Origin of the sequence: Streptacidiphilus pinicola (assembly GCF_003258295.1) — a bacterium.
Taxonomy (GTDB): domain Bacteria; phylum Actinomycetota; class Actinomycetes; order Streptomycetales; family Streptomycetaceae; genus Streptacidiphilus; species Streptacidiphilus pinicola.
The window spans coordinates 37,266-53,727 of sequence record NZ_QKYN01000087.1; the positions used below are offsets into that span (position 1 = coordinate 37,266).

16 protein-coding genes are annotated in these 16,462 nt (G+C 72.7%); 11 read left to right on the plus strand and 5 right to left on the minus strand.

The genetic code is table 11. The features are described from left to right. Positions 1 to 21: 21 nt before the first annotated feature. From DN069_RS22320 to DN069_RS22360, 9 genes are all read left to right on the plus strand, one after another. Positions 22 to 1,074, plus strand: a complete 1,053-nt coding sequence (locus tag DN069_RS22320) for a sugar ABC transporter substrate-binding protein (RefSeq protein WP_111503527.1) — start codon at positions 22 to 24, stop codon at positions 1,072 to 1,074. A gap of 34 nt (positions 1,075 to 1,108) precedes the next feature. Continuing rightward, positions 1,109 to 2,701: a sugar ABC transporter ATP-binding protein gene (locus DN069_RS22325; RefSeq protein WP_111503529.1), complete on the plus strand. Its 1,593-nt coding sequence runs from the start codon at positions 1,109 to 1,111 to the stop codon at positions 2,699 to 2,701. Further along, on the plus strand, positions 2,685 to 3,743 hold the full coding sequence (locus tag DN069_RS22330) for an ABC transporter permease (RefSeq protein WP_111503531.1): 1,059 nt from the start codon (positions 2,685 to 2,687) through the stop codon (positions 3,741 to 3,743). The genes DN069_RS22325 and DN069_RS22330 overlap by 17 nt, the downstream gene beginning before the upstream one ends. A gap of 44 nt (positions 3,744 to 3,787) precedes the next feature. Next, positions 3,788 to 6,364, plus strand: a complete 2,577-nt coding sequence (locus DN069_RS22335; RefSeq protein ID WP_111503533.1) for a hypothetical protein — start codon at positions 3,788 to 3,790, stop codon at positions 6,362 to 6,364. Positions 6,365 to 6,425: 61 nt separating this feature from the next. Then, the gene (locus tag DN069_RS22340) at positions 6,426 to 7,124 is read left to right on the plus strand and encodes a FadR/GntR family transcriptional regulator (RefSeq protein ID WP_111503535.1); all 699 of its coding nucleotides are present in this window, start codon (positions 6,426 to 6,428) and stop codon (positions 7,122 to 7,124) included. A gap of 94 nt (positions 7,125 to 7,218) precedes the next feature. After that, on the plus strand, positions 7,219 to 7,605 hold the full coding sequence (locus DN069_RS22345) for a VOC family protein (RefSeq protein WP_111503569.1): 387 nt from the start codon (positions 7,219 to 7,221) through the stop codon (positions 7,603 to 7,605). A 95-nt stretch (positions 7,606 to 7,700) separates the two neighbouring features. Beyond that, positions 7,701 to 8,243 carry a SigE family RNA polymerase sigma factor gene (locus DN069_RS22350; RefSeq protein ID WP_243639570.1) on the plus strand — a complete coding sequence of 181 codons (543 nt, stop codon included), beginning with the start codon at positions 7,701 to 7,703 and terminating at the stop codon, positions 8,241 to 8,243. Next, positions 8,240 to 9,034, plus strand: a complete 795-nt coding sequence (locus tag DN069_RS22355) for a hypothetical protein (protein WP_133260013.1) — start codon at positions 8,240 to 8,242, stop codon at positions 9,032 to 9,034. Before DN069_RS22350 ends, DN069_RS22355 begins: the two co-directional genes overlap by 4 nt. A 127-nt stretch (positions 9,035 to 9,161) precedes the next feature. Next, entirely contained in the window at positions 9,162 to 10,106 is a 945-nt protein-coding gene (locus DN069_RS22360; RefSeq protein ID WP_111503541.1) for a CehA/McbA family metallohydrolase, read from the plus strand. On the opposite strand, the gene DN069_RS22365 is transcribed toward DN069_RS22360, so the two are convergent. The 4 genes from DN069_RS22365 to DN069_RS22380 all read right to left on the minus strand — a co-directional run bounded on the left by DN069_RS22365 (position 10,103) and on the right by DN069_RS22380 (position 13,928). After that, complete coding sequence (locus DN069_RS22365; protein ID WP_111503543.1) at positions 10,103 to 11,560, minus strand: PTS transporter subunit EIIC; 1,458 nt, start codon at positions 11,558 to 11,560, stop codon at positions 10,103 to 10,105. The genes DN069_RS22360 and DN069_RS22365 overlap by 4 nt on opposite strands. After that, positions 11,470 to 12,561 (minus strand): N-acetylmuramic acid 6-phosphate etherase, encoded by a 1,092-nt coding sequence (gene murQ / locus DN069_RS22370; protein ID WP_111503545.1) that lies wholly within the window; start codon positions 12,559 to 12,561, stop codon positions 11,470 to 11,472. The genes DN069_RS22365 and murQ overlap by 91 nt, the downstream gene beginning before the upstream one ends. 141 nt (positions 12,562 to 12,702) lie before the next feature. Beyond that, positions 12,703 to 13,464 (minus strand): VOC family protein, encoded by a 762-nt coding sequence (locus DN069_RS22375; RefSeq protein ID WP_243639572.1) that lies wholly within the window; start codon positions 13,462 to 13,464, stop codon positions 12,703 to 12,705. A gap of 2 nt (positions 13,465 to 13,466) precedes the next feature. Continuing rightward, positions 13,467 to 13,928 carry an SRPBCC family protein gene (locus tag DN069_RS22380; protein WP_111503549.1) on the minus strand — a complete coding sequence of 154 codons (462 nt, stop codon included), beginning with the start codon at positions 13,926 to 13,928 and terminating at the stop codon, positions 13,467 to 13,469. A gap of 120 nt (positions 13,929 to 14,048) precedes the next feature. On the opposite strand from DN069_RS22380, the gene DN069_RS40220 reads away from it, so the two are divergent. Further along, complete coding sequence (locus tag DN069_RS40220) at positions 14,049 to 14,225, plus strand: hypothetical protein (RefSeq protein ID WP_165845597.1); 177 nt, start codon at positions 14,049 to 14,051, stop codon at positions 14,223 to 14,225. Between the two features lie 7 nt (positions 14,226 to 14,232). Here DN069_RS40220 and DN069_RS22385 read toward each other — a convergent pair whose 3' ends face one another. After that, complete coding sequence (locus DN069_RS22385; RefSeq protein WP_111503551.1) at positions 14,233 to 15,138, minus strand: MerR family transcriptional regulator; 906 nt, start codon at positions 15,136 to 15,138, stop codon at positions 14,233 to 14,235. A gap of 181 nt (positions 15,139 to 15,319) precedes the next feature. Here DN069_RS22385 and DN069_RS22390 point away from each other — a divergent pair. Next, a partial coding sequence (locus DN069_RS22390; RefSeq protein ID WP_111503553.1) for an alpha/beta hydrolase family protein occupies positions 15,320 to 16,462 on the plus strand: 1,143 nt, incomplete at its 3' end.

The following is a 16,462-nucleotide window of genomic DNA, read 5'->3' on the forward strand; positions in this document are numbered from 1 at the left end:
GCCCACCCGGAGTGATCCGCCATGAACCTGCGTTCCTCCCGCGTCGCCTCCGCCGTCGTACTCGCGGCCGCGCTCGGCACGCTGCTCACCGCCTGCAACCGCGGCAGCAGCACCGGCTCCAGCTCCGCCGCCGCCGGAAAGCCCGCGATCGGCATCGACCTGCCCAGAGCCGACTCCGACTTCTGGAACTCCTACGCGCAGTACCTCAGGGGCGACATCAGCAGCCAGGCCCTGAACACCCTGCCGATCAGCTCCTCGCAGAACGACATCACCAAGCTCGTCGCGAACGTCCAGGTCTTCGAGAACACCGGCGCCAAGGCCATCGTGATGGCTCCTCAGGACACGGGGGCCATCGCCTCGACCCTCGACCAGCTGGCCGCGAAGAACATCCCCGTCGTCAGCGTCGACACCCGCCCGGACAAGGGCAAGGTGTACATGGTGGTGCGCGCCGACAACCGCGCCTACGGCACCAAGGCCTGCCAGTTCCTCGGCCAGCAGCTGCACGGCAAGGGCAAGGTCGCCGAGTTCGAGGGGGATCTGACCTCGGTCAACGGCCGCGACCGCTCCGAGGCCTTCGCCTCCTGCATGAAGCAGAACTTCCCCGGCATCCAGGTCTTCCCGCTCACCACCAACTGGGACGGCTCGGTCGCCTCCAGCAAGCTGCAGACCACGCTCGCCCAGAACCCGGACCTGAACGGCATCTACATGCAGGCCGGCGGCGTGTTCCTGCAGCCGACCCTGGCGCTGCTGCAGCAGAAGGGCCTGCTCAAGCCCGCCGGTACCCCCGGGCACATCACCATCATCTCCAACGACGGCATCCCGCAGGAGTTCGACGCGATCCGCAAGGGCCAGATCGACGCGACCATCTCCCAGCCCGCCGACCTCTACGCCAAGTACGCGCTCTTCTACGCGGAGGCCGCCGCGGCGGGCAAGACCTTCCAGCCCGGCCCGACGGACCACGGCTCCACCATCATCCAGCTGCCCAACGGCCTGGAGGACCAGCTGCCCGCTCCGCTGGTGACCAAGGCGAACGTGGACGACAAGAGCCTGTGGGGCAACAGCGTCACCGGCTGACGGATCCTCACCATCCCTTGAAAGGACGGCACCCATGGGGGTACCGGTCGTCGAGGCGGTCGGCGTCACCAAGCGCTTCGGCGCGACCGTCGCCCTGCGCGAGGCGGGCATCACCGTCGAGGCCGGCGAGTCGCACGCGCTGGTCGGCCGCAACGGCGCCGGCAAGTCGACGCTCGTCTCGCTGCTCACCGGCCTGCAGCAGCCCGATGCGGGCAGCATCCGCTTCGCGGGCGAACCCGCTCCGGCCGTCGGCGACACCGCGGCCTGGCGCGGCAAGGTGGCCTGCGTCTACCAACGGTCCACGGTGGTCCCGGATCTGACGGTCGCGGAGAACCTGTTTTTGAATCGGCAGAGTGTGAATCGGCAGAGTTCGAATCGACAGGGCGGCAGCGCCCTGCGCCCGATCCGGTGGCGCGCGCTGCGGGCGCGGGCGGCCGAACTGCTCGCCGAGTACGGCGTGGACGTGGACCCGGGCGCGCGCATCGCCCGACTCACGGTCGAGCAGCGGCAGTTCGTCGAGATCGCGCGGGCGCTCTCGTTCGGCGCGCGGTTCATCGTCCTCGACGAGCCGACCGCCAAGCTGGACGCCCGCGGCATCGAGCGGCTCTTCGCCAAGCTGAGGGAACTGCAGGCGCAGGGTGTCGCGTTCCTGTTCATCTCGCACCATCTGCAGGAGGTCTACGACCTGTGCACGCGCGTCACCGTGTTCCGGGACGCGCGGCACATCCTGACCGCGCCGGTCGCCGAGCTGGGCCACGACGCCCTGGTCGAGGCGATGACGGGCGAGAGCGGCGCTCCGGCGCCGGCGGGCACCGTGGGGATGGTGCGCGCCGGGCGGTCGGACGCCGGGAGGGGGGCCGCGCTGCTGGAGGTGGACGGGCTGACACTGCCCGGCAGCTTCGCGGACGTCTCCCTCACCGTGTGCGCCGGCGAGGTGGTGGGACTCGCCGGTGCGACGGCCAGCGGCTGCGTGCAGCTCGGCGAGACCGTCGCCGGGCTGCACCGGCCGCGCGGCGGCCGGATCGCCGTCGGCGGCCGCGGCCTGCGACCGGGCGACATCCCCGCCGCGCTCTCGGCCGGGGTCGGCTTCGTGCCCGAGGACCGGCACCTGCAGGGCCTGGTGGCCAACCGCAGCGTGGCCGAGAACGCCACCCTGACCGTCACCGACCAGCTCGGCCCGTACGGCACGGTGCTGCCCGCGCGCACCCGCGCCTTCGCCCGCCGGATGATCGACGACCTCGACATCCGCACGCCCGACGCCGTCACGCCCGTCGCCGCGCTCTCCGGCGGCAACCAGCAGAAGGTCGTCGTGGCACGCGCGCTGGCCACCGAGCCACGCGTGCTCGTCGCGATCCGCCCCACCAACGGTGTCGACGTGAAGTCCAAGGAGTTCCTGCTCGGCCGCTTCCGCCGGCACGCCGACGAGGGCCACGCGGCGCTGATCGTCTCCGACGAGCTGGACGACCTGCGCGGCTGCGACCGCGTCGTGGCGATGTTCCACGGTCGCGTCGCCGCCGAGTTCCCCGCCGGCTGGAGTGACGACCAGGTGGTCGCCGCCATGGAAGGCCTCACCACCAGCGAACAGCACGAGACGAAGGAGAGGTCTGCCCATGGCGGCCACGACTGACGCCGGTTCCACGGCCTCCGGCGCGGCCGCGCCGAGCGCGGCGACCGCCACGGCGGCGGCGCCCACCGGGCGCCGGATCGACCTGGCCCGCTACCGGGACCTGTCGCTGGTCCCGGTCCTGCTCGTGCTGGGGGTGATCGGCTTCATCGTCTCCCCCGCCTTCCTCACCTCCGCCAACCTGCTCGGTGTGGCCCAGCAGTCCACCGAGCTCAGCCTGTTGGTGCTGGGCGAGGCACTGATCCTGATCACCGGCAAGATGGACCTGTCCCTGGAGTCCACCATCGGCGTCGGGCCGGTGGTGGCGATGTGGCTGGTTCTGCCCTCCCACGGCGGCCGGTTCCAGGGCCTCGGGCTGCTGCCGACCTGGACCGCGATCCCGCTCTGCCTGCTGACGGGCGCGCTGATCGGGGCCGTCAACGGCTTCCTCATCCTCAAGCTGCGGCTCAACGGCTTCATCGTCACCCTCGGCGGACTGACCATGCTGCGCGGCCTCCAGGTCGCGCTCTCCCAGGGCCAGTCGATCGTCGAGGTTCCGAACTCCTTCCTGTACCTCGGCGAGACGTCCTGGCTGGGCGCCCCGGCCGCGGTCTGGATCTGCCTGGTCCTGTTCGCGGTCGGCGGCGCGGCGCTCGCCTGGCTGCGCCACGGCCGCGCACTGTACGCGATCGGCGGCAACGCCGAGGCCGCGCGCACGGCCGGGATCCGGGTGGACCGGATCACCTGGAGCGTGCTGGTCGTCGGCAGTGTGCTGGCCGCCTTCGCGGGCGTCCTCTACACCGGGCATTACGGCTCGATCTCCGCCGACCAGGGCAGCGGTTGGATCTTCCAGGTCTTCGCCGCGACCGTCATCGGCGGCGTCAGCCTCAACGGCGGCAAGGGCACCCTCTTCGGCGCGCTGACCGGTGTGCTGACGCTGCAGCTGGTCGTCAACGTGATGACGCTGGCGGGCGTGCCGCCGCTGTGGAACCAGTTCCTCAACGGCGCGATCATCATCGTCGCGCTGGTCATCTCCCGTTACGCCTCGGGCGAGAAGCAGGAGTGAGCGTCTTGTCGACTCATCGTCGAATCGGCACATGGACAACGGTGTTGGCCGCGGGAGCCCTGCTGCTCCCGCTGGCCGGCCCGGCCTCGGCGGCCTCCGGGACGGTGCTGTACGCCTCCCCGGACGGCACCGGCAGCGTGTGCAGCCTGGCATTGCCGTGCGGCCTCACCGAGGCGCGCGACGCCGTCCGCGCCGCGGACGGCGCGATGGCCTCGGACATCACCGTCTACCTGCGCGGCGGGACCTACCGGCTGCAGCACACCCTCACCCTCGACAACCGCGACTCCGGAACCGACGGCAACACCGTGCACTGGGCCGCGTACCCCGGCGAGACGCCGGTGCTGAGCGGAGCGCGGCAGGTCTCCGGCTTCCAGCTCTACGACAGCGGCCGTGGCGTCTACCGCGCCCATGTGCCGGTCGGCACGCAGAGCCGCCAGCTCTTCGTCAACGGCGTGCGCGCCGAGCGGGCGCGCACCGCGCTGAACCCCGGCGGCTTCACGCTGTCCGGCTCGTCCTTCACCACCAGCGACCCGTCCTACGCCACGCTGACCAACCAGAGCCAGGTCGAGGTCGTCGACGACAACGACTGGAAGCAGATGCGCTGCCCGCTGCAGAGCATCACCGCCACCAGCGGCGGCGGTTCCAGCCTGAACGTCGACCCGGCCTGCTTCGCCGACAACAACACCAGCGTCCCCAACCCCGGCTACCCGCTCAACGGCGCGGGTCTGCCCCGGCTGGACAACGTCAGCTGGATCGAGAACGCCTACCAACTGCTCACCCAGCCGGGCCAGTTCTACCTCGACGGGAACGCCGGGTACCTGTACTACATCCCGCGCGCCGGTGAGGACCTGGCCACCGCCGACGTCGAACTGCCGGTGACACAGGAGCTGCTGGACCTCTCCGGCACGCCCGGCCATCTGGCGCCCGTCGACGACACCGACCCGAACGCCGCCTACACCGGCTCCTGGGCGACGAACTCCGGTCGCCCCTACGGCGATCTGGGCGCGGGCGTGCACTACACCACGAACAACGGCGACTCGGCGAGCTACACCTTCACCGGTACCGGCGTCCAGGTGCTCTCGGAGACCGCCCCGGACGAGGGCGGCATCGACGTCTACGTGGACGGCGTGCGCACCGAGTCCGTCTCGGCGTACGGCGCGACGCGGCTCGCCCAGCAGCCGGTGGTGACGGTCTCGGGCCTGGCCCAGGGCCGGCACACCGTCAAGCTGGTGAAGACGTCCGGCACTTATATGCTGGTCGACGGCTTCACCGTGGTGCCGGACGCCGTGCAGCCGGTCCACGACGTGAGCGTCGAGGGCCTGACCTTCGCCTACACCACCTGGAACCAGCCCACTTCCTCCGGCTACGTGGACAACCAGGCGGGCGTGCTGTGGGCACCGGGCACGCAGACGCCGATCCGCATCCCGGCCGCGGTGCAGGTGCACCGCGGTTCCGGCGTCACCTTCAGCGGCGACACCTTCACCCACCTCGGCGGCACGGCTGTGGACCTGGCCGACGGCACCCAGCGGTCGACGGTGGCGGGCAGCGTCATCGCCGACACCTCCGGCGGCGGCGTCTCGCTGGGCGAGGTCGACGACTACTACCAGAACCGCACCGACCTGATGACCTCGGGCGACTCCGTCCACGACGACACGATCACCGCGGTCGGACAGGACTACCACGACGCCGTCGGCGTCTGGGCCGGCTACACCCGCGACGCCGTCATCGCGCACAACGAGATCGGCTACACGCCCTACTCGGGCATCTCGCTGGGCTGGGGCTGGGGTTGGGCCTCCTGCACGCTGATCGCCACCGACTGCCACCACGGCACGATCTACGCCGGCGGCAACGAGATCACCGGCAACTGGGTGCACGACGTGATGCGCGTCCTCAACGACGGCGGCCCGATCTACACCAACGGCGGCCAGGGCGGCGGCGGCCAGACCTCCGTGCTGGCCGACAACCTGGTCGCCGAGGGCAACCACACCAACAACATGCTCTACCAGGACGAGGGCAGCTCGTCCTGGGACACCCACGACAACGTCGTGCGCTTCGGCGGCTCCAACTGGATCTGCATGTGGATCGCGACGATCCACGACATCACCATCCACGACAACTGGTCCGACAACGCGCACTACTGCGACAATGGCACGAACGTCAGCTTCCAGCAGGCGACGGTGGTCAGCGGAGGTGCCTGGCCCGCGGCGGCGCAGCAGATCATCGCGGCCGCCGGCCCCGCGCAGCGCTACCGTGCCACGAGCGGTCCGATCGACGACGACAGCACCGCGGTGAGCTACACCGGCTCGTGGTTCAACTCGGCGATGCGCGGCTATGGCGACTACTGGGACGGCGTGCACGCCACCACGGACAACGGCGACAGCGCGACGTTCTCCTTCACCGGGACGGGGGTCGCGTTCCTGACGGAGACCAACACCGACGAGGGCCTGATCCAGGTCGCCGTGGACGGCGTCGCCAAGGGGACGGTCAACGCGTACAGCGCGACGCGTCAGGCGCAGCAGAAGCTGTACGCCGTGAGCGGCCTGCCCTCCGGCCCGCACACGCTGACGCTGACGAAGGCGGGCGGCTCCTACCTCGTCGTCGACCGCTTCGACGTCGGCTGAGCGCCGTCGTCCGTCTACCCTGATCCCAGCCCCTCCCCGCCTCCCGCAGGAGTCCGCCTCGATGGCCCTGACCGACGACGCGATCGACACGATCAAGTCACTGATCATCGCGGGCGAATTCCCGCCGGGCTCCCGCCTGCCCCGGGAGGAGGACCTCGCCCAGCGCCTCGGCCTCTCGCGCAGCTCCCTGCGGGAGGCCGTGCGCGCCCTGACCGCCATGCAGATCCTGGTCACCAAACAGGGCGACGGCACCTACGTCTCCAGCCTGGAACCGCATCTGCTGCTGGAGAACCTCTCCTTCGTCGCCGACGTCTCCCACGGCGAGACCGCGATGCAGCTGCTCCAGGTCCGTCGCCTGCTCGAACAGCAGGCGACGGCCCTGGCCGCGACCCGCATCACCGACGCGGACGTCACCCGCCTCGACGCCATCCTCGCGCGCAGCCGCCGGGCGGCGGACGCCGAGGACGTCGAGGAGTTCATCCGCTGCGACATGGAGTTCCACCGGAGCATCGCCGCCCTCGTCGGCAACCCGGTCCTCGCCATGCTGCTGGAGGTCCTCTCCACCCAGACCCAGCGCGTCCGCATCCTGCGCGGCACCCGCGTGGGCCGCGCCATCGAGCACGTCCACCGCGAACACGAGACCATCCTCGCCGCCCTGGCCGCCCGCGACGCCCAACTCGCCGGCGCGGCCGCCGCAGTTCACGTCGCGGCGGTGGAACGCTGGTTGGCCGAGAGCCAGACTGTCCGGGAAAGACCCTGACAGCGGTCGCCTCGTGGAATGATCGTGTCCGAACGCGTACGACTGGAGCCAGGAGGAGGCGAGCGTGTCCGAGGAGCGGCCCGTGGTGCGGGAGATGCGACTGGTCGTGACCGCCGAGGACTACGACTCCGCGTTGAGGTTCTACCGCGATGTTCTCGGCCTGCCGGAGCGCGCGGCGTTCGCGTCGCCTGACGGACGGGTGACGATTCTGGAGGCCGGGCGGGCGACACTCGAGATCACCGACCCCGGGCACGCCGCGTTCATCGACGAGGTCGAGGTGGGCGAGCGGGTGGCCGGGCGGATCCGGGTGGCGTTCCAGGTGGACGACTCCCCCGCCGTCACCGCCACCCTGGCCGCCGCCGGGGCGCAGGTGCTGGCCGAGCCGACCAGGACGCCCTGGAACTCGCTGAACTCCCGCCTGGAGGCCCCGGGCGCGCTGCAGCTGACCCTCTTCACCGAGCTGGACGACTTGGGCGACTGACCGCAAAAAACCTTCGACCCACCCCCAACCCGCACGCCACCCCACCTCATCGATAGAGATGGAACGGAGCAGGGCGAACGATGGGGGTTGCAAGGGTGCACAGGGACGATCCGGAGCTGAGGGAGTTCCTCAGCCATCGGCGGCACGCGCTGCTGCGCAGCGCCTACCTGATGTGCGGGGACACGCACGCCGCCGAGGACCTGGTGCAGACGACGCTGATCAAGGTCGTGATGGCGCGGCGCGGGCGGCGGCGGATCGATCATCTCGACGCGTACGCGCGGCGCACCCTGGTGAACACCTTCATCGCGTCGCAGCGGCGGTTCTGGCATCGGGAACGGCCGCACGGCGAGCTGCCGGACGCGCCCGTGACGGGCGCGGACGCGGATCTGGGGCTGGCGGTGCGCGCCGCGCTGCAGCGACTGGCGCCGCGTCAGCGGGCGGTGCTGGTGCTGCGCTTCTTCGAGGACCAGAGCGTCCAGGCGACCGCCGAACTGCTCGGAGTGGCCGAGGGAACCGTGAAGAGCCAGACCGCACGCGGTCTGGAGGTGCTGCGCGCGCACCTGCGGGACGTCGTGGGTGACGCGGTGGGCGAGGTCGTGGACGAGGAACTGACGCACATGCACGGGGTCAACCGATGACGGACTACACAGTGAGGGAACTCATGGACAAGGCCCTGGACGGGCTTCGGCCACCGAGTGAGGACATCACCGAGGCGGTGCTGGCGCAGGCGTCACGCCGGCAGAACCGGCGCCGCGCGGGCGCGCTGCTGGCGACGAGCGCGGGACTGGCGCTGGTGGCCGGGCTCGTCGTGGCACTGCCGCACACCGCGAACGGCGCCGCCGGCGCCGCGAAGAAGCCGGGGCCGGTGAGCGCCACCACGCACGCGGCGGCGCCGAAGCCGCTGCGGGATCCGGCCGCGCTCGTGCAGAGCCTGCTGCCGCCGGGGACGGGCACGGTCACGAAGATCAAGGACCTGCCGCCCACCTCCCCGCCCCCGGGCGCACCGCGGACGACGGTCTTCCCGAAGTCGCGGCTGGACGGCACCTACCTGGTCACCAAGGACGGCAAGGTCGCCGCGCTGATCGTGCAGACCTACGACCCCAAGGCCGTCCCGGCGCAGTGGCGGATGACCGCCTCGCCCGCCAACGTGTGCAACGAGATCCCGGCCTCCTGGGACTGCAAGGAGAGCGTGCTGCCGGACGGCGTCCAACTGGTGCAGACGACGGAGCCGCCGGGCAACTGGGGCGAGCACGCCGGCACCGTCGGTAACGTCTCGGTCGCCTACCCCGACGGGCGGGTCGTCAGCGTCGACGCGCTGGCGGAGACGCACGGACTGCGGCCCACGAACTTCGGGCCGGGCTGGGCGAACCCGCCGCTGGACCGGGCCGAGCTGGCCGCCTTCGCGGAGAGCCCGGCCTGGTTCTCCTGAGGCAGGCCTCGGGCCGCGGGCGGCGGGTGCGGACGGCCGGGGGGCCGCCCGCACCCGCACCGCTGGAACCGCGGAGCGCCCCTCCGGCGTTGGCCTGTTGGCAGCAGCGCCGACGCGGGGAGGACCGATGGACCGAGGACCCGACTGGTACCGGGGCGACTGCCACGTCCACTCCGTGCACTCCGACGGCGAGCTGACGCCGGAGCAGCTGACGGCGGAGGCCCTCGCGGCCGGACTGGACTTCCTGGCCACCACCGAGCACAACACCGCTGCCGCGCACGGCGCGTGGGACTGCGCGCGGAAGGCGGGCCTGCACGTCGTCGTCGGCGAGGAGGTGACGACGTGGACGGGGCACTGGCTGGCGCTCGGCATCGAGCCGGGGCAGGTCGTCGACTGGCAGTACGGCGTCCGGGAGGACGTCATCGGGCGGCACCTGGCCGAGGCGCGTCGGGCGGGCGGCGTCTGCGTCGCCGCGCATCCCCACGCGCCCTACCCCTCGGGCGACTTCATGTTCCCGCTGGAGTACTTCGACCTGGTCGAGGTGTGGAACGGCCTGTGGCGTTCGGACCGTCCCTGGAACGCCGACAACGAGGCCGCCGTCGCCGAGTGGGGCCGTCGGCTGGCCGTCGACGTGCAGGCGACCGGCGGCTTCCAGCCGGCGATCGGCAACAGCGACGCCCACCTCCCCGGCCAGCTCGGCACCCCGCAGACGGTGGTGTTCGCGCCGTCGCCGCGCACGCCGGACCTGCTGGCGGCGCTGCGCTCGGGCCGCAGCTGGATCGCCGAATCGGCGGCGGTGGGGCTGGAGTTCACGGCGGAGGCGGACGGCCGCAGCGCGGGCGTCGGCGAGACCCTGGTGACGCGCGGCGCGACGGCGACGGTCCGAGTGGCGGTGACGGGCGTGCCGGAGGCGACGGTGCGTCTGCACACCGACCGCGGCAAGGTCCACCACGGGGGCCCCGCGACCCGGTGGACCACCACGGCGGAGGAGTCCCTGTTCGTCCGCGCGGAGATCCGCCACCCGGACGGCCGGATGGCCGCGCTGACCAACCCGATCGTGCTGACGCCCTAAGGGCCGGCGGGCGCGAGGCGGTTCGTCGGCTGGCCGGCGGGCTCCGCCTCCGTGTCGAGCTCCGCGAGCATCTGCCGGGTGAAACCGAAGAAGTACGTCGCCAGGAACCCCACCGCGTAGCCGACCAGCAGTCCGCCCGCGTAGATCAGGACGGCCGCGCCGAGGCCGTGGGAACTGCGGAGGAGCGGGAGGAGGGCCCAGCCGGAGGGGCCGATCGCCGTCGAGCCCACGGTGGTGCCGAGCATGTCGAACAGGCCGACGAACGCGCCACCGGCGGCGCCGCCGACGCAGGCGGTGACGAAGGGCCGGCCCAGCGGCAGCGAGACGCCGTAGATCAGCGGCTCGCCGACGCCCAGGAACCCGGCCGGCAGCGCGGACCTGATGGTGGCGCGGATCGAGGCGTTGCGGCGCAGCCGGACGTGGACCGCGAGGGCGCAGCCCACCTGGCCCGCGCCCGCCATCGCCAGGATCGGCAGCAGCACGGTGGAGCCCTGCTGCTCGATCAAGGTGGTGTGGATGGGGATCAGGGCCTGGTGCAGCCCGAGCATGACCAACGGCAGGAACAGCCCGCCGAGGACCAGCCCGGCGAACGCGCCGCCGTGCGCGAGCAGCCAGGTGGCGCCGGTGCCGATCGCCGTGGAGACCTCCCCGGCGACGAACATCAGGCCGAAGAGCGTGACCAGCCCCGTGATCAGCAAGGTCAGCGTCGGGGTGACGAGCACGTCGAGCGCCTGCGGCACCCACCCGCGGCACCACCGCTCCACGACGACGGCCAGCGCCGCCGCGGCCAGCGCGCCCAGCACCCCGCCCTGGCCGGGCACCAGCTTCTCGCCGAGGACGGAGACGTCGGCCACCCCCGGGTAGACGACGACGGCCGCCGCCGCGCCGCCGAGGATCGGCGTGCCGCCGAACTCCTTGGCGGTGTGGTAGCCGACGAAGACGGCGATCAGGGACATGAAGCCGGAGGAGATCGCGGTCAGCGCGTGGCTGATCGCGGGCAGCCGGTGCAGGGTGACGAGCAGTCCGTTCGCGCCCGCGACGACGCCGGCGCCGATCAGGGCCGGGATCAGCGGCACGAAGATGTTCGCGATCCGGCGCAGGAGCAGCTTGGCCGGGGTGGCGTTCTTCGCCCCGCGCGCGGCGCGCATCGCCTCGCCCCGGGCAGCCAGCCCGGCCGCGGTCACCGCGTGCCCCTCCTCGGCCACCCGTTGCTCGAACTCCGGCGCCACCCGGGCCACCGTGCCGGGGGTGAGCACGATCTGGCAGGTGTCGCCGTCCCCGACCACGCCCAACACGCCGGGGACCGCCCGGAGTGCGGCCTCGTCGACGAGCGAGCGGTCGCGCAGGCCGAGCCGCAGCCGGGTCATGCAGTGGGCGACCGTGCCGACGTTGTCGGCGCCGCCCACGAGCGGGAGGATCGCGGCGGCTGTGACGAGGTGCCCGTCGTCGGGCATGGTCCTGGCCTCTCCGAGAGGGGTGGTTGCCGAGAAGCGCACGACCCGGTTGCCGCGAGCAGCGCCTCACGGAGCCTGCCGTGGTGCTCGGCGAGCAGCCGGGCGGCGGCGGGGGCGTCGACCTGGCCCAGGACGACCAGGATCGCGTTCTTGGCCTCGCCGCCCGTCGCCGCGAGCGCCTTCTCGACGACCGCGTCGTCGGCGCCGGTGGCGAGGGAGACGATGCGGCGGCAGCGGGCGCGCAGCTTCTCGTTGCTCGCGCGGACGTCGACCATCAGGTTTCCGTAGGTCCGGCCGAGGCGGATCATGGTGATGGTCGAGATCATGTTGAGGACCAGCTTCTGCGCCGTGCCCGCCTTGAGCCGGGTCGAGCCGGCGAGCAGCTCCGGTCCGACGACGACCTCGATGCCGTGTTCGGCGGCGGCCGCGAGCGGCGAGCCCGTGTTGCAGGACAAGCCGACCGTCAGCGCGCCGAGCGAGCGGGCGTGTTCGACGGCGGCCACGGCGTAGGGGGTGCGGCCGGAGGCGCTGACGCCGACGACGCTGTCGTCAGCGGTGAGACCGAGTGCGTCCAGATCGGCGACGGCGAGGGCCCGGCTGTCCTCGGCGCCCTCGACCGCGCCGACCACCGCCCGCGGGCCGCCCGCGATCAGGCCGACGACCCGGCCGGGCGCGGTGCCGAACGTCGGCGGACACTCGGCGGCGTCGAGCACGCCCATCCGCCCGGCCGTCCCGGCGCCCGCGTAGACCAGCCGCCCGCCGCGCGCCATCCGCTCCGCCACACTGTCCACGACGGCGGCGATCACGGGCAACTGCGCGGCGACGGCCTCCGGGACGCCGCGGTCCTCGGCGTTCATCAACGCGGCGATGGCGAGCGTGTCGAGCCGGTCGAGCTCGGCCAGTTCGGGCCGGTGGGCCTCGGTGGCCAGCTGCTCCAGCGCGCGGCGCAGCTCCGCCGAGGGGGCGGCGCCTGCGGGGCCGGCCGGTGTCGCGCGGCTCACGGCGGTTCAGCTCCTCTTCGTCGAGGTCGACCATGACGACGCGGAGTCCGCCCCGGAGCCGGGCGCCGAGCGGTGTGCCTCCTCGGCGCTCCGGCTCGGCGCTCCGGCTCTGCGTTCCGGCCCCGGGGCGGGTGCGTGTCGTCAGCTCTCGCGTGGGGCGAAGACGCCGAAGGTCGCACCCTGCGGGTCGCGGATGACGGCGAGGCGCGGGCCGTTCTCCATCTCGACGTCCACCGGGCCGTGCAGCACCTCGCCGCCGAGCTGCCCGGCCTTGGCCGCGGTCGCGTCCACGTCGCTCACCAGGAAGAACGGGTTCCAGTGCGAGGGCACCTCCGGCGGGAACATCTCGCCCATCTCCATCACGCCGCCGAACATGGTGTCCGACAGACCGACCATGGGGTACTGCTCGTTCGGCCAGACCTGCCAGCCGAGCGCCTCCCGGTAGAAGCCCACCGCGGCCGCGACGTCCCGCGTCGACAGGTCGACCCAGCCGAGGGAGTTCGGCTCGTCCGCGACGCCGAAGCCGCTGAACTTCTTGGCCTCCCACAACGCGAAGGGCGCGCCCGTCGGGTCGCTCAGCAGCGCCCAGCGGCCCAGGTCGCCCACGTCCATCGGGCCCATCCACACCTGGGCGCCGGCGCCCTTGGCGGACTCGGCCGCCGCGTCGACGCCGGGCGTGGCGAAGGAGAGCAGCCACATGACCGGCTGCTGCGGGTTCATCAGCGGGGCCACGGCCGCGGCGGGCCTCCCGCCGAGCGAGAAGGTCGTGTAGCCGCCGTACTGGGGGTCCGGGTCGGTCTCGGCGGTCCAGCCGAAGAGCTGACCGTAGAACTTCTGCGCCGCCTCCGAGTCGCGTGCGCTCAGCTGCGCCCAACAGGGGGCGCCCGGGAGGTTGCCGATCACCTTCAACGCGGTTCCTCATCTCGTGTGCGGCCCGCCTCCAACAGCTGCCTGAGGCGCGCCAGATCCTTGGTGTTGGCCCGCCGCATCGCCGCGGCCATCATCGGCGCGGCGACCTTGGCGAAGCCGGACGGCTCGCCGCGGTTGCGCAGCGTCATGCGGGTGTGGGTGGCGTCGACCGGGTCCCAGGTGTAGGTGGTCTCCATCGGGAACGGGCCCTGCTCGGTGCGCATCACCATGCGCTCGGGCCCGTACTCGACGACCACGTAGGTGTAGCTGAGGGTCCGGCCGAGGAAGTTCGCCACGAAGTCGAGCCTGGAGCCGACCCCGAGCGGCGGCTCGCTGCGCCACCGCACCGACGTGATGTTCTCGTACCACTCGGGCGCGTTGTCCGGGTTCCCGGCATACGCGGCCACCTCGTCGCGGGGACGGGCGATCTCGGTCTCGGTCAGCACGTCGACGGGCACGGTTGGTCTCCTGCGCTCGGTCCCTCCCGCCATGGTGCCCCCGGACCACCCCGCCCCCGGGCGGCGACGCGCCGTCGGATCCGGTGGACGTGGCCGAGAGCCACGCTCTCGGACCAGCCGGTGTCCGGCAGCATGTCCTACGCGGACCTCTACCCCGAGCCCGCGGGCAGGGCTCCCACCGGGCCGCTCTGGAACGACCCGACGAACTACGGCGATCCGGCGGCCTTCACGAGGCTCCACATCACCCTGCTGGGCGCGGATCCGTCCCGATGGACGACAGGCGTGCTCGGCCCCTGACAGCGCCTCAACTCCCGGCCAGCTGCGCGGTGAGCGCGTCGCTGAGCCAGGAGTTGACTGTGCCGAGAGTCGGGACCGGGGTCAGTTCACCGGCCAGCGCCCAGTAGCGCTGCATGGCGGGATGGTCCCCGGCCGAGAGGTCACGGCCGAGTTCGCGGCGGAAATCGGGGGTGTCGCGGCGGTCGTGGGCGCGGGCGTGGGCGGCGACGAAACAGTCGAGCGCCTCGCCCGCGGCAGGGCCGCGCCCGGCGAGGAGGGCGGGCGCGGCCAGGTCGTAGGCCTCGCGCAGGCCGTCGTAGAGCAGGTCCGGCTTGGGCGGCGAGGGACGGTGGTCGACCAGGCAGGCGTCGTTCGCGACGCCGGTCAGCTCGTGCAGCCGCGCGAAGGCCAGCACCTGCGCGGGCGCCGGCTGCTCCGGCAGCGGCGGCACGGCCGCCTCGACGATCGCGGCGACCAGCCGTGCGGGGAGCCGCAGCGGCAGCAGCCGGCGCCAGTACCGGACCATCGTGTCCGTCCTGGGAGGCGTCCCGAGTGCGCCGACCAGCCGCAGCAGCTCGGCCCGCTCCCCCGGCGCGGCCTCGTGCAGCAGCCGCAGCGCCGCCTCCCGCCACCGCAGCGCGGCCAGCTCCGCCCCGAGGCTGTCCAACTGCCGCGCCACGACGTCCCCGAGGCCGTCACCACCCGCCTCCTCCGCGACGACCCGGGCGATCTGCGGCAGCGGCACGTCCAGCGCGCGCAGCGACCGGATCAGCCGCAACCGCTCCAACGCCTCCGGCGCGTACCGGCGATGCCCGCCACCACTCCGGTCAGCCTCGTGCAGCAGCCCCTGGTCGGAGTAGAAGCGCACCGCCTTCACACTCACCCCGGCCCGTCCGGCCAGCTCGCCGATGCTCAGCAGGTCGTCCGGCAGCAAGACTGAACCTCCCGTCAGGGGTGTTGGACACCTCCGAGCCTAGCCGGGAGCCGATCCGCGCACGTGCTCCGACCTGGAAAGCCTGGCCGCCATGACGCGACGGATGCACGGCAAGGGGCCTAGGTGCAGCGGCAGGCTCAGCGCTTGAATCTCCCGTTAGGGGAGTTCCTACTGTTGCCGCATGCGAAACGATCACGACATCACGACGGCGTTCATCCTGGCCTCCGGCCCGTTCACGGGCGGGCTGCTGTGGGAGCGGGTGGGCGGGAAGCTGCGGGAGGCGGGCGCCGAGGTGCACGCCGCGACGCTGACGGGGGCGGGCGGCAACGGGGCGCCGGCCGAGGACGAGGACGGGGGCGAGGTGGAGCTGGAGACCCATATCGCCGATCTGGTCCGGTTGATCGACCGGGTGGACGCGCCGGAGGTGGTGCTGGTCGGGCACGACTACGCCATCCATCCCGTGCTGGGGGCCGCGCAGGAGCGGGTGGAGCGGGTGGCCCGGATCGTCTACCTCGACTGCGGGCTGCCGCAGGACGGGGACCTGCCGCTCGCGCTGGTGCCCGACACGGACGTGCAGGCGCTGCTGCGGGAGACGCCGGACGCGAGCGTGCCCGTGCCGCAGCCCGCGGAGTGGCGGAGGTGGGGCGACACGACCGGTCTGTCCGGCGCGGATCTGGAGCGGCTCTCGGCGCTCGCCGCTCCGCAGCCCGGCCGCACGCTGACCCGGCCGCTGCGGCTGACCGGCGCGCTGAGGGGCGTGCCGACCAGCGGGATCCTGTGCACGGCGGCCGGGCTCACCATCCGGCTCGTGCAGCAGATGGTGACCTCGGGCATGCCGCAGTTCCAGGTCCTGGCCGACCCGCAGGTCGGCTTCTTCGAGCTGGAGACGGGCCACTGGCCGATGCTCTCCTGCCCGGACGAACTGGCGGCGACCCTGCTGCGCGCCGCCGCCGGCGACGGCCACCGGCTGGCCCCGGCAGACAGCAGCCGACCCTTCCAGGGGCGCCCGTTCCTGCTCGACGTGCCCGAGGCGGCGCGGGAACGGGTCGGCCGCGTCGACCTGCACCTGCCGGACGCCGCGACGCCGCAGGATCCGCGTCCCGCGATCCTCTTCGTCCACGGCGGTCCGCTCCCCAGGGACCTGGTGCCCGCGCCCCGCGACTGGCCGCTCTACGTCGGCTACGCCCGCCTCGCGGCGAGCGAGGGCGTGGTCGGCGCGGTCGTTGCGCACCGGCTCCACGCGCCGTCCGACTACCCGGTGGCCGCGGCGGACGTCGCCGAGGCGCTGGAGGTGCTGCGCGCCGATCCGCGCGTCGACGCGGAC